Raw genomic sequence first — 12,015 nt, forward strand, 5'->3', positions numbered from 1 at the left:
CCGAACGGACACACATTCTGCTACTTAACCCTACTTTTTGGTTGTTCATGTTTCAGCTTCTCTACACATTCAAAGGACAACTGCACAATGACCTAAATCAGGCCGACTTGGCCTCAGTGGCTGCGCTTACCGCCATCCATTTTCATTTAATTGTCAATAAGCGTCGACGGGGATAGGCTGAGTGCATGGCACACGAGCACCACGACCACGATCACTCCAGCACGCCGCTGCGCGCACTCTTGATTGCGCTAGGCATTACCGGCACCGTCTTCTTCGCGGAGCTGATCGGCGGCTGGTTGGCGGGTTCGATGGCGCTGATGGCGGATGCGATGCACATGCTTTCCGACGCTGCGGGGTTGATCATCGCGGTGTTAGCGGTGTTGGTTGGGCGCCGACAAGCATCGGCTCAGGCCACGTACGGCTACCGACGAGTGGAGGTGCTTGCTGCACTGGCGAACGCAGTGATGGTGCTGGCGATCTCGGTGTGGATTGTCGTCGAGGCGGTGCGCCGCCTGCAGAGCCCGGCCGAAGTGCAGGGAAAAACGATGCTGATCATCGCGGTGATCGGCCTGGTGGCGAATGCGCTATCGGCGTGGGTTCTGCACCGGCACCGCAAATCCTCGATCAACGTGGAGGGCGCGTTCTTGCACGTGTTAGTGGATATGCTCGGCTCGGTCGCAGTAATCGTGGCCGGCATCGTGGTACTGACCACGGGGTTTGTGGCGGCGGACGTGATCGCCTCCCTAGCGATCGCGGCGATGGTGCTGCCGCGCGCCTGGCAGCTCATGCGGCTTTCGGCGAGCGTGCTGCTCGAGCAAGTCCCGGCGGACTTCGACGCCAGTGCGATCGAGCCCGCGCTGCGGCAGGTCGAGGGCGTTGCTGACATCCACGACCTGCACCTGTGGAGCCTGGACGGCGTGAACGTGCTCACGACCGTGCATATCGTGCGCGACGGCACCGTCGGCACCGGCCCGCTGTTGGATGCCGCCCAGCAGGCCCTGCGCGAACACGGTATCGAGCACTCCACCATCCAGATTGAGCACCCAGAGCACGAATCCCACGAGACGGTGTGCTGATTCCCTTCTAACCTGACTTAGGCCAATTTTGTGCGGAAGTTCGCGGCCGGTGATTACTTGGATGGTGGCAGTGAGGTCGGGCGGGAATGGTACGGCGGCGTGAATGGTTTCGCCGCCAACGACGAGTTGAAAGCTGTGGTATTTCTTGAGTGTTCTCACGAGGCGTTTGATGAAGTGACCACTGCGGGTCTCCATCAGGTGGGTCACGGCTAGTGCTGCCATCACAATATTGAGATGTGCTGTGATCGAGTTTTGTTTCCTCGCATAGATTGGGCGTGCTTTCAGGTCTGATTTCGACATCCGATACGACATTTTCAATGTGGAATAGCCTGCGGTAATGCCCGATAACCTCCTAGGCGGGAAGAGCGGTCAGGTCGGTTTCATAGCCTTTAATTCCGGCTAGGGCTCGGTGTTTGGCAGCGAGAGCGTAGTTGACCTTCTTGTTCGGGGTGGAAAGATCGAAATAGCGGTTGCGCTTAATGGCGATTTCGCCGTCAACAGCGCGTTTGGCTTTTGCGACTTGCTCTTTGATTCCGCGCAGGCCGCGTCTGGCCCGATCATAGGAGTACTGGAAGTGGGTCACCGTATTCGGGGTTGTGTGTTTGCGCGCATCGCTTGCCGAGGCTTGTGTCCAGATCTGGCCGTGGGCGTAGGCTTCACCAGGGATTTCCCGCCGCCAGGTTTCAATCACCTCAGGCACGGTGGGGTTTCACCGACAAAATGTAGTGCAGACCTGCATCTATCAATGCTTGCTTGTTCGGAGCGTGTCAAGTTGTTTGTGTGTGGGGGTCGGGTCACAATATCAATCTTGGTAGCACGCTGCACCTGTCGATGTCGGAAGCCTCGAGTGTATCGGGGAGGCTTTGAGGGCTTGGGTTTCGGCTCTCCATACCAAATCAGGAAAATTTAGAAACTTCGGTACATAAAATATTTTAAATTTTCGGTTTTCCTATCCCAGGGTTAAAAGTAAGCCCCTAAGCCCTACATCAATCAGTATGTCTACCACGCGCAGTATTTCGTCCACTGCCCGTAGACGGGGTTACTGTATCGTACCTATAACCCAGGTTCTGGTAATTCGAAACCTTGGGGCTAATGGGTTGGCCGAGTTTGTTGATACGTGTCATGTTGACATCCTAAAGGTGCTCGTTCCCCCACGCCGGCGGTGACGCTAGTTCGCTGGGCATGCGGCGAGTAATCCTGCGAGCGCGTCATGTTCGGCCTGTGTTACCCACAGTCCGTAGGTAGCTTTAACTTCAATGATTTTCTGCGCGTAGGTGCAGCGGTATTCCTTGCTTGGCGGAAGCCAGGTTGCTGCGTCGCCTGCGGATTTCTGCTGATTAAGTGGGCCATCGACCGCGAGGAGGTTGCGCGGGTCGTTGGCAAAGTCGCGGCGCTTTTCCGGTGACCATTCTTGGGCGCCTTTTTGCCAGGCGTCGGCAAGCGGCACGATGTGATCAATCTGTACCAACTCGGAGGTGTCCTGCCCGCGCTGGAAGCTGATATCAGTGCCGGAATAGGGATCGTGCAGCGTACCTGTCAGGACCACGCAGTCATGAGTGTTTTCTTTGAGCGTGATATCCACGAGGTCACGGTGCAGAATGTCGTTTCGCGTATCGCAGCCGTTGTGGCCAAATTCCACGGTGACATCGTCAGACCATGCCTGCCCGAACTGCTCACGTTCGTAGTCAGTCTTTGGCGCGCGGCCCTTAACCGGCAGAGCGTTGAGCTGTTCTAATACTGGATTTGGTGCAGGTGTCGCAGGGGGTTCGGGTGCTGCCGAAGCTGCGTCTGAAGCTGTTGCTGGAGCCGGTGCCGTGGGGTTGTTGGGTACATCGTCCGGACTATCGCTTGCAGTGGTTGTGGGCGCAGTCGCTGAGGTGGACGAAGTCGGGGCGTCGAGAGTTGCGCCAAAGATGACGAGAGCTGCGACGATGAGGTTGAGGATGCCGACTACGTAGTACGGGCGAAAAGGGGAGCGGGCTGCCATGATGGGGATGATTTTAGCGGCTAGACTGGCGCCGGTAATGAGTATCGATAGGTTCTTTGATGAATACACGCAACAGCGCGGGATTGTCCGCAGTGCGCTGGTGGTTCCGGCGAATGCATGCGAGATTTATGCAGAGGTAGAGCCCGAAGGTCCTACCGGGGAAGGCGTGCGCCGGAGCCAATCGCGCGTGGAGCTAAAGCGTGCTGAAGAGCTAGTTTCCCGGCTCTTGGGTGATTTCTAGCCACATTTCACAGGCGAACGCTTGGTCAACCACCTAGACACCGAACCTTTCGCGCTGTCATTTTCAGGCCAGGGCTATGCCTGGCTTCCCAATCTGCAGGCGGAAGAGATCCTCGAGCCACTCGCAGACGATCTCGCCGCCGCCCAGGTTGGTGTGCTTAGCCCCGGGAAAGGATAAAAACCTTTAGGACCGCGGTTTAGGGAGGGCACCCCAGCTTGTGGGGTAGCCCTCTTCTTGTGTCTTGTTCGCACAAAACGGGGGTGAAATCCGCCGCAAAAGTGCCAGCGTGTTCCGTCTGAAACGATAAAGATGCAGGTCATGGGTTTTGAGTAGCTGCTTGCGGTGGGGCACTATGCAAGAGTGAAGTTCAACGTTAAAGCAAACAAGATTGTGGGAACTGTGGCTTTGGTAGCCGCACTTGGGGGATGCTCGGCTACCGGCGGTGCCCCGCGTGCTGACGAAGAAGGCGGCCTCGCCGGGGGAGTGGACACCGAGCGCATCGTGGTGTCGATGATCTCCCACGGCGCCCCCGGTGATACCTACTGGGACTTGGTCCGCAAGGGCGCCGAGGACGCTGCCAAGAAAGACAACATCGAGCTGCGCTACTCCTCCGACCCGCAGGCACCGAACCAGGCTAACCTCGTCCAATCCGCCATCGATTCCGGCGTCGACGGCATCGCCGTAACCATGCCGAACGCGGGTGCCATCGGCCCAGTGGCCAAGAAGGCTTCCGAGGCTGGAATTCCCACCGTCGGCCTGAACGCCGGCATGGATGAGTATCAAAAGTACGGCATGAGCGCCTTCTTTGGTCAAGAAGAAAAGGTTGCTGGCAACAAGGCGGGCGAGCGCCTGAAATCCCAGGGCGCGAAGCACACGCTGTGCGTTATCCACGAGCAAGGCAACAAGTCCCAGGAGGACCGCTGCGCGGGTCTCAAGAAGGGGCAGGGCAGCAAGGTGGAACTGCTCTACGTCAACGGTCAGGATCTCACCGCCGCGCAGTCCACGCTGAACGCGAAGCTCGCTCAGGATAAGTCCATCGATTGGGTCATGGCGCTCCAGGCGCCCGTCGCGCTTCGCGCGGTCGACGCTATTGCCGACGCCGGTGCATCAGCCAAGGTCGCCACCTTCGATACCAATGCTGAGCTTGTCGACGCTATCGCCCAAGGCGACGTCGCCTGGGCCGTGGATCAGCAGCCTTATATGCAGGGCTACCTCGCAGTCGATGCGCTGTGGCTTGCGCACCGCAATAGTTCGACCGTCGGCGGTGGCCGCCCGGTCTATACCGGCCCATCCTTCGTTGACGAGAGCAACGTCGACGTGATTTCTGAATCTGCGAAGGAAGGCCTGCGATGACAGTTCGGACCTCGCAAGGAACAAACACCGCGGCTAAAGTTGCGGCAAAGGGTGCGGAAAATACGGCGTCGCCAAGCGCGGATGGAAGGCTGCACAAGCGCAGCCTGGGTACGAGAATCATGCGCCGCCCCGAGCTGGCCAGCGTGCTCGGCGCGCTCGTCATCTTCGCGCTGTTTATGGCAGTCGCGCCCTCGTTCCGCTCGATGGAGGCCTTCTCCACGGTGCTCTATGCCAGCTCCACGCTCGGCATCGTCGCGCTCGCCGTGGGTCTTTTGATGATTGGTAACGAGTTTGACTTATCGTCCGGCGTTGCCGTAACCACTGCGGCGCTGGTGGCCACCATGCTCAACTACAACCTGCACCTAAACTCCTGGGTAGGCGCGGGGCTCTCGCTGCTGGTCGCGCTTTCCATCGGTGCCTTAAATGGCCTGCTTGTGGTGCACACGAAGATTGATTCCTTCCTTATCACTCTCGCTGCTTTCCTAATGTTGCAAGGCTTAAACCTCGCAGTGACGAAGCTGATTACCGGCCAGGTTGCCACCCCGTCCATTGCGGATATGGAGGGCTTTCCCACAGCGCAGACCATATTCGCCGGGACCATCCACATCGGTACACTCAGCATTCGTGCCACCGTCTTGTGGTGGATTTTCTTCGTGGCGCTGGCCTCCTTCGTGCTGTACAAGACCCGCTTTGGTAACTGGGTCTTTGCCGTCGGCGGCGATGCAGAAGCAGCGCGCGCGGTAGGCGTTCCGGTGCGCCGCGTGAAGGTGATTTTGTTTATGCTCGTCGGCTTCGCAGCGTGGTTCGTCGGCATGCATACCCTCTTTGCCTTTGACTCCATCCAAGCGGGCCAAGGCATTGGTAACGAGTTCCTCTACATCATCGCGGCCGTCATCGGCGGCTGCTCCATGACTGGCGGACGCGGCACCGCAGTGGGCACCGCTATTGGTGCAGTCATCTTCGGCATGACCAACCAGGGCATTGTTTACGCCGGCTGGAATCCGGACTGGTTCAAGTTCTTCCTCGGCGCCATGTTGCTGTTTGCAGTGCTGACTAATAGTTCCGTGGCTAATTTCAACAAGCGAAAGTAGGGCAGACCATCATGACTACTACAGCTATTGAGCTGCGTGAGATTGAGCAATCATTCGGCAACTTTCAGGCGCTGCGCGGGATTTCCATGAAACTGGTCCCTGGCACGGTCACGTGCGTGCTGGGCGATAACGGCGCCGGCAAGTCCACGCTGATCAAAATTTTGTCCGGCCTGAATACTCCAACAGGTGGGCAGCTGCTTGTCGACGACGCGCCCACCACCTTCTCTAACCCCCGCGACGCGTTGGATGCGGGCATTGCCACCGTCTATCAAGACTTGGCCCTCGTGCCGCAGCTTTCGGTTTGGCGTAACTTCTTCTTAGGCCAAGAGCTCACAGGCCGTTTCGGCGGCCTGCAGGAGAAGAAAATGCGCGCCATCGCCCGCGAGCAGCTGGCGCAGATGGGCGTGGAGCTGCCCGACATCGACGTCGAGTTGGAGGCGCTTTCCGGCGGCCAGCGCCAGGTGGTGGCCATTGCCCGCGCCATCTACTTCGGCGCGCGTTACATCGTGCTGGACGAGCCGACTGCGGCACTGGGCGTCAAGCAATCCGGCATGGTGCTGCGCTTTATCGCGGCGGCCAAGCAGCGCGGCATGGGCGTGGTCTTTATTACCCACAACCCGCAGCACGCTTACCTGGTGGGAGATCGCTTCGTGGTCTTGAACCTTGGCGAGGTGGCACTGAACGCTGACAAGGCTGACGTGAGCGTCGAAGAGCTGACCAAGTGGATGGCCGGTGGCGCAGAGATGGAAACCCTCAAGGCGGAGCTGGCCAGCTAGAATAAGCGGCCATGAGCCAAGCAACCTTCGCCGTGGGCATGGACCTCGTTTGTATCTCCGAGTTTGCCCAGCAGCTGGAGCTGCCAGGCACTCGCTTCGAGGGTGTCTTTAGCCCCACGGAGTTGCGGGTAGCAGCGACGAAGCCGAGTCCACATCGCCGCGCTGAGCATTAGCCACGACGGTGACTACGCGGCAGCTACGGTCTTGCTGCAGATTGCTTCAGCTGGTTAGCTCGTCGCTACAGCAGAGAGATAGGCGATGAGCATGCGCTTGATTTCGCGCACGACGTCATCAAAGCTCTCCGGCTCCCCCGAAGTCGCGTAATTGAGCATGGAGACCACCGTGTGCACCAAGAAACCGGAAAGCTCGATGCGTTCGTCATAGCTCATCTGCTGGGCAAGCGGCTCCAAGATATCCGCCAAGGGCCTGAGCATCTGCAGCTCGGTATCGGCGGCGGTAGCGCGGGTGGCAGGGGTGGACTGAACTGCATGCCAGACTGCCCGGCGCGAAGGATCCTCACGCCACATGCGGGCCAAATGGTCGATGAACTCGTCCAAGAAATCCGGCCACTGCAGGGCCGGGATATGCTCGGAGAAGCGGCGGATTTCCTCTAGGTTGCCCGCGGTATCTTGGCGGTCTAGCTCGCAGATGAGCACATATTTATTGGCGAAGAATTGATATAGCGTGCCGATGGGAACCTCTGCACGGCGGGAGACTTCGTCGAAAGTGAAGGACTCAAAGCCGACGTCGACAAGCACGCTTCGCGCAGCCTTGAGGATTCGATTGAACCTCTCGCGGCTGCGTGCTTGGGCGGGGCGCCGGCGGGGAACCAGCAGCTCTGTGTCCTGCATAGTGCTCATCTGTTTGTTTAGGAAAGACCCTTCATCACGCGAGCCACGTGGCCGGTGGCCTTGGCGTTGTAGAGCGCCTGGCCGATGGTGCCATCGGCCTCGACCAAGAAGGTGGAGCGGATAACGCCCTGGACTACCTTGCCGTAGTTCTTCTTCTCACCAAATGCGCCGTATGCGCTCATGACCTCTTTGTCAGGATCTGAAAGCAGCGGGAAGTTCAGCTCGTGGTCTGCGCGGAACTTGGCCAGGGCCTCTGGCTTATCAGGGGAGATGCCAACGACGGCAATGTCTAGACCATTGAGCTGCTCGAGAGCATCCCGGAAGTCACAAGCCTCCTTCGTACAACCCGGGGTATTAGCGCGCGGGTAGAAGTACACTAGTACGCGCTTTCCTGCGTAATCGCTAAGGCTGACGGAGTTGCCTTCGTCATCGCTCAAAGTAAAGGTGGGGGCGGTATCGCCGATTTCCAAACGCTTTGCTTCAGTCATGCCCTCAACCATACCGTGCACACCGGAGGGCAAACACTGTAGACTTATTCTTTGATTGACTCGGTGAAAGCTGAGCCATTAACGCCATAAATGCGAAAACAAATTCAGGAGTTACAACGTGGCACGCGACATTAACGACATTCAGCGCGACATCGAGCGCACCCGCCGCCAGCTGGCTAGCACCCTCGACGAGCTCGCGGATCGCAGCAAGCCGCAGAACTTGGTTGATGACGCAAAGGGCGCCGCAACCGAGAAGCTGCAGGACCGCAACGTACAGATGGCACTCGCCGGCGTTGGCGCAGCAGTAGCTGGCCTTATCGCTTTTTCTGTATTCCGTTCCAAGCGTCGCAAGAACGACCTGAAGGAACTGCAGCGCCTGCTCGCTGAGCGCCGCTAACTCGGCGCGGTTTTAACCGCTTTTAGCTGACCTTTGCTCCTGCCTCTAGCAGTTCGGCAAAGGTCTTTTTTGCGCGCTCTTCGCTCACCGGCGCGCAGTAATTTTCTAGGACGTTGACGTCAAAGCCCTCTTTTAATGCATCGAGAGCGGTGGCGCGCACGCAGTGATCGGTGGCGATTCCCACGATGTCGAGGCCCTTTACGCCACGGTCGCGCAGCCACTGCGCGAGGCTTGCTCCATCGTCGGTGCACTCGGCCTCAAAGCCGGAGTAGGCAGCGGTGTAGGCGCCTTTGTGGAAGTAGGCGTCGATGGGGGCGTCGGCAAGCGCAGCGTGCATGGCCGCACCCTGGCTGCCTGCAACGCAATGCACCGGCCAGGTATCGATGAAATCCGGCTCGGTGGCAAAATGCCCCTCCGGCTCGATGTGCCAATCTTGCGTAGCCGCGATGATGTCATACGACGTTTCACGCACAAGCTTTGCGATGTCGCGGGCTACCGCATCGCCGCGACTCGTTGCGAGAGCTCCGCCTGGGCAGAAGCCATTTTGTGCGTCCACAATCACAAGAACCTGAGGAGTGCTGTTCATGCGGGCCAGCATAGTCATCCGTAAGCTAGAGCGAGATGAAAACACCAATTCCTTTTTACTTACGGGAAATCCTCGACCATGTCCGTGATGATGAGCGCGGAAAAGTAGCGGACTATATCCCAGAGCTTGCGGTTGCAAACCCGGACTACCTGGGCGCGGCGATGTGCACCACCACAGGCCACGTCTATTGGGCAGGCGATGCAGATATCGAGTTCACCATGCAGTCCATCTCTAAGCCTTTTGTGTATGCCCTTGCATTGCAGGAGCTGGGGCTGGAAGCGGTGCGCTCGATTGTGGGAATGGAGCCTTCCGGTGAGGCCTTCAACGAGTTGTCTTTGAACCGCGACGACCACCGCCCAGTCAATCCGATGATCAACGCGGGTGCAATTGCGGTCACGCAGCTCATCAACGGCGTGGACTCGGGCGTCGATGAACGTGTTGAGCGTATCCGCAGCTACATGTCGCGTCTGGCGGGCCATGAGCTGCATATTGACGAAAGCGTTTCCGGCTCTGAGCTTGAAAACGCGGAACGCAACCTCGCGCTCGCGCACATGCTGCGCAATTACAACATTATTGAGGATGAAGCCCACGATGCGGTGCTGACTTACACCCGGCAGTGCTCTATCCGCGTGACAGTCAAAGACCTCGCGGTGATGTCTGCGACGCTGGCTAACGGCGGCCGTCAACCGATAACCGATGACAAGATCCTCGATGCCGACGTTTGCCGCCTCACGCTGGCGCTGATGAGCTCGGCAGGCATGTACGACGGCGCGGGTCGCTGGATGGCGGAGGTTGGTATTCCGGCGAAGTCGGGCGTGGCAGGCGGCCTGCTGGGTACGCTGCCGGGCCAGCTGGGTGTGGCTACCTTCTCGCCGCGTCTGAATGAGGAGGGCAACTCCGTGCGCGGTGTGGAAGCCTTCAAGCTTTTGTCTAAGGACATGGGTTTGCACCTGATGTCCACTGAGGAGCGCTACGGCGTGCAGCCAATCCGCCGCATCGTGGACGAAGATACCGCGACGGTTATCTACCTGCAGGGCGTTCTCAACTTCAACGCCGCGGAGACCGTCCTGCACGAGCTGGAGCGCTATGACCTGAGCACCGCCAAAGTGGTCTTGGAGCTTTCCAACGTCACCGCGACTAACCGCATGGGGCGCCGCATGTTGAAGGAGGGCCTGCGCCGCATCCGCGAGTCGGGCTTCGACATCGAGCTGGTCGACCCAGACCAGGAGCTCGAGGACCTCAAGATGTCTGACGGCACCGAGGTTCCAGTTGGCGACCCGGAGGACTATCAGATTGCGGGCGAGCCAATCTAACGCTTTCTGTGGCGTGGTGCTGCCCCCTCCTGTGCCCGCAGTGACAAATGGTGAGGTCACCCCGCGGCCAATGGGGCGCGTGTTAACTGGTGGGGCTGGTGACGGCTGACCTCACCATCCTTTCCTCACCATTTGGAAAATCGACCTCACCATCTAGGTTTGCCGGCTTTTGGAGTCCAGGCGGGTGGCCGATTCCGGCGAAGGTTAAGGGCGTTTCCGGAATAAAAAATCTCGCGGCCTCCGTGAAAGGAAACCGCGAGATTCTGTATTGTGCGCCATCAGGGACTTGAACCCCGAACCCACTGATTAAGAGTCAGTTGCTCTGCCAATTGAGCTAATGGCGCTTATGTTGTCTGGCTGGTTTGTTTGCCTGCCGTGCAACGAGAAATAACTTTAACACCCACTATTCAAAACTGTAAAATCGCCAGGCCATTGTGTGTTTTTAGGGCGTTTTATGATGGTTTATAGGGCTTCAAGATCCGCCGTCGAAGAAGGTGGGTGGGGCAGGGGTGTTCTTCTTATAACAATTGATTAACGCGTGAAGCGCCGTGTGGTGTTTTGAAGGTGTGCGATATACGCTAATTGAGAAATTCTGACCGTCTTATATGCGCAAATATTAAAGGGCCCAAGTGTTTAATTCCCTCCCTCTCGCTCGTCGCGTCCTTGCCGCTACCGCTCTAGCCCTAACAGCCACGGTTGCGGCAGCGTGCACCATTGATTCTTCCGCTCAAGATAAGGCCGCTGAACAAGCTGCTTCCGCTGATGGCAGCCAGGGTGGTGCAGAGCAGTCGCAAGCGCCAAAGGTAAAGGATTTGCAGTTCTCCGTTAAAAACGGTGCTAAAGACGTCGATCCTTCCGAGTTCGTCACGGTAAAGACCGAGGGGAAGCTGAAGTCTGTCACCATGACCAATGAGCTTGGTGTTGAGGTTGCAGAAAAGCTTTCTTCTGACGCGAAGACCTGGTCCACCGATGAGGTTCTGGGCTATAACCACACCTACACAATCCAAGCCGCCGACGTTGATGGAAACGAAAAGACCATCACCTTCAGCACCCCACAGGCGGCGGGTGTCTCTGAGGTTGCGCTTTCCCCGATGCCGGGCGCCGAAGTAGGCGTTGGCCAGGTCATCGGCGTGCGCTTTGGCAACTACGTCACCGACCGCAAGGCTGCCGAGGAAGCAATCACCGTCAAGACCACCCCAGAGGTTGAAGGCGCCTTCTACTGGATCAATGACCAGGAAGTGCGCTGGCGTCCGAAGGATTACTGGCAGCCAGGCACCAAGGTTGAGGTCAACGTTGATCTCTACGGCCGCAACCTTGGCGGCGGCATCTACGGCGGCGAGGACGCTTCCACCAACTTCACCATCGGTGACCGTGTGATTTCCCTAGTGGACAACGCCACCAAGACTATGAAGGTATTTAAGAACGGCCAACTGCTGCGCGAGATTCCGGTTTCCCTGGGCACCGATGGCCAGTGGGATACTCCGAATGGCCGCTACATCATCGGCGATGAGTACGAGTCGTTGGTCATGGACTCCAGCACCTTTGGCTTGGCTGTCGACGCCGGCGGCTACCGTACCTCCGTCAATTACGCTACGCAGATGTCCTACTCCGGCATCTACGTTCACTCCGCACCGTGGTCCATCGGCGCACAGGGCGTCTACAACCAGTCCCACGGCTGCATCAACATCTCCCCGGAGGCTGCGCAGTGGTTCCAGTCTGTGGTCAAGCGCGGCGACATCGTCCGCGTCTTCAACACTGGCGGTGAGCAGCTCAACCCATTCGATGGCCTGGGCGACTGGAACATGGACTGGGAGACTTGGTCCAAGGGCAATACAAACGCAAACGCTTAAAGCGGA

The 12,015-nt window shown here is 58.4% G+C and carries 15 protein-coding genes and 1 tRNA gene; 10 read left to right on the plus strand and 6 right to left on the minus strand.

The genetic code is table 11. The annotated features are described in order from the left end of the window. Positions 1-185: 185 nt before the first annotated feature. A complete protein-coding gene (locus QKB66_RS10475) occupies positions 186-1,076 on the plus strand; it encodes a cation diffusion facilitator family transporter (protein ID WP_005328806.1) in 891 nt (296 codons plus the stop codon). A 352-nt stretch (positions 1,077-1,428) separates the two neighbouring features. Here QKB66_RS10475 and QKB66_RS10480 read toward each other — a convergent pair whose 3' ends face one another. Both QKB66_RS10480 and QKB66_RS10485 read right to left on the minus strand, forming a co-directional pair. Beyond that, positions 1,429-1,767, minus strand: a complete 339-nt coding sequence (locus tag QKB66_RS10480; protein ID WP_144444991.1) for a hypothetical protein — start codon at positions 1,765-1,767, stop codon at positions 1,429-1,431. A 477-nt stretch (positions 1,768-2,244) separates the two neighbouring features. Beyond that, entirely contained in the window at positions 2,245-3,063 is an 819-nt protein-coding gene (locus QKB66_RS10485) for an HNH endonuclease family protein (protein ID WP_414253249.1), read from the minus strand. A 37-nt stretch (positions 3,064-3,100) separates the two neighbouring features. Between QKB66_RS10485 and QKB66_RS10490 the strand changes: the two genes are divergently transcribed. From QKB66_RS10490 to QKB66_RS10515, 6 genes are all read left to right on the plus strand, one after another. Beyond that, a complete protein-coding gene (locus QKB66_RS10490; protein ID WP_248092938.1) occupies positions 3,101-3,304 on the plus strand; it encodes a hypothetical protein in 204 nt (67 codons plus the stop codon). Positions 3,305-3,325: 21 nt separating this feature from the next. Beyond that, the gene (locus QKB66_RS10495; RefSeq protein ID WP_414253250.1) at positions 3,326-3,481 is read left to right on the plus strand and encodes a hypothetical protein; all 156 of its coding nucleotides are present in this window, start codon (positions 3,326-3,328) and stop codon (positions 3,479-3,481) included. Positions 3,482-3,691: 210 nt separating this feature from the next. Further along, positions 3,692-4,657 (plus strand): substrate-binding domain-containing protein, encoded by a 966-nt coding sequence (locus tag QKB66_RS10500; protein ID WP_414253304.1) that lies wholly within the window; start codon positions 3,692-3,694, stop codon positions 4,655-4,657. Positions 4,658-4,776: 119 nt separating this feature from the next. After that, positions 4,777-5,748: an ABC transporter permease gene (locus QKB66_RS10505; protein WP_201040752.1), complete on the plus strand. Its 972-nt coding sequence runs from the start codon at positions 4,777-4,779 to the stop codon at positions 5,746-5,748. A gap of 11 nt (positions 5,749-5,759) precedes the next feature. Next, entirely contained in the window at positions 5,760-6,524 is a 765-nt protein-coding gene (locus tag QKB66_RS10510) for an ATP-binding cassette domain-containing protein (protein ID WP_062037462.1), read from the plus strand. A gap of 11 nt (positions 6,525-6,535) precedes the next feature. Then, positions 6,536-6,697 carry a hypothetical protein gene (locus QKB66_RS10515; protein WP_399531110.1) on the plus strand — a complete coding sequence of 54 codons (162 nt, stop codon included), beginning with the start codon at positions 6,536-6,538 and terminating at the stop codon, positions 6,695-6,697. Between the two features lie 54 nt (positions 6,698-6,751). Here the strand turns inward: QKB66_RS10515 and QKB66_RS10520 are convergent, their stop codons facing one another. Next, entirely contained in the window at positions 6,752-7,384 is a 633-nt protein-coding gene (locus QKB66_RS10520) for a TetR/AcrR family transcriptional regulator (protein ID WP_248092940.1), read from the minus strand. Positions 7,385-7,392: 8 nt separating this feature from the next. Then, positions 7,393-7,863 carry a thioredoxin-dependent thiol peroxidase gene (bcp, locus tag QKB66_RS10525; RefSeq protein WP_414253251.1) on the minus strand — a complete coding sequence of 157 codons (471 nt, stop codon included), beginning with the start codon at positions 7,861-7,863 and terminating at the stop codon, positions 7,393-7,395. A 118-nt stretch (positions 7,864-7,981) separates the two neighbouring features. On the opposite strand from bcp, the gene QKB66_RS10530 reads away from it, so the two are divergent. Next, positions 7,982-8,260, plus strand: coding sequence for a DUF3618 domain-containing protein (locus QKB66_RS10530; protein ID WP_061924326.1), 279 nt, complete (start codon positions 7,982-7,984; stop codon positions 8,258-8,260). A 22-nt stretch (positions 8,261-8,282) separates the two neighbouring features. Here the strand turns inward: QKB66_RS10530 and QKB66_RS10535 are convergent, their stop codons facing one another. Then, entirely contained in the window at positions 8,283-8,846 is a 564-nt protein-coding gene (locus tag QKB66_RS10535; protein ID WP_414253252.1) for an isochorismatase family protein, read from the minus strand. A 35-nt stretch (positions 8,847-8,881) separates the two neighbouring features. On the opposite strand from QKB66_RS10535, the gene QKB66_RS10540 reads away from it, so the two are divergent. Continuing rightward, positions 8,882-10,159, plus strand: a complete 1,278-nt coding sequence (locus tag QKB66_RS10540) for a glutaminase (protein ID WP_248092942.1) — start codon at positions 8,882-8,884, stop codon at positions 10,157-10,159. A 271-nt stretch (positions 10,160-10,430) separates the two neighbouring features. On the opposite strand, the gene QKB66_RS10545 is transcribed toward QKB66_RS10540, so the two are convergent. Beyond that, positions 10,431-10,503, minus strand: a tRNA-Lys gene (locus tag QKB66_RS10545). Positions 10,504-10,788: 285 nt separating this feature from the next. Here QKB66_RS10545 and QKB66_RS10550 point away from each other — a divergent pair. Next, positions 10,789-12,009, plus strand: a complete 1,221-nt coding sequence (locus tag QKB66_RS10550; protein WP_414253253.1) for a L,D-transpeptidase — start codon at positions 10,789-10,791, stop codon at positions 12,007-12,009. Positions 12,010-12,015 lie beyond the last annotated feature (6 nt).

The sequence above is a fragment of the Corynebacterium sp. c25Ua_89 genome (genome assembly GCF_047459735.1).
Lineage (GTDB): Bacteria > Actinomycetota > Actinomycetes > Mycobacteriales > Mycobacteriaceae > Corynebacterium > Corynebacterium simulans.